Genomic DNA, 532 nt, shown 5'->3' with positions numbered 1-532 from the left:
GTGTAGTCGTCGACCACGTTCAGGCATCGAAACCGCCGACCATAGGCCAACCCGTCAGAAACGAAGTCCATCGACCAGCTCTGATTCGGGCCTGTTGGCAACGGCAGCGGCGTGCGCTCGACAGCCGCAATACGCTTGCGTCGCCGCTTGCGCACGCTCAGTCCCGCCTTGCTGTACAGGCGCCAGATGCGCTTGTGGTTGGCGAAGCAGCCATCCCGCTGCAACAACACGTGAATCCGGCGATAGCCGTAACGACGCTTCTGCGCGGCGATGGCCATCATCCGGCCAGTCAGCGCTTGGTCGTCAACTCGGCGGCGTGATTCGTAGTGCAACAGCGAGCGCGAAATCCCTACCAGCCCGCAGGCCCGGGTAACACCCATGGTGCGTTCGGTCATCAAGATTCGGACCGCTTCGCGCTTGGCCTGCGGGCTTGCTACTTTCGGGCCAACAGCTCCTTCCGCGCGGCGTTGTCTAGCATTGATTCGGCCCCACTTGCCCCCGCTTGCCCCCGGCTGTCTACGCACTAAACGGC

At 63.2% G+C, this 532-nt stretch carries 1 protein-coding gene; it reads right to left on the bottom strand.

Annotated elements, in window-relative coordinates:
• Nucleotides 1–395: IS3 family transposase (locus tag J5M73_RS31025; RefSeq protein WP_207816874.1), on the bottom strand; the 395-nt coding region annotated here is incomplete at its 3' end.
• Nucleotides 396–532 lie beyond the last annotated feature (137 nt).

The organism is Pseudomonas sp. 50_B (genome assembly GCF_017491625.1).
Classification (GTDB): Bacteria; Pseudomonadota; Gammaproteobacteria; order Pseudomonadales; family Pseudomonadaceae; genus Aquipseudomonas; species Aquipseudomonas danubii.
The sequence above is the reverse complement of the archived record's forward strand: the minus strand, read 5'-3'. Positions and strand labels throughout refer to the sequence as shown.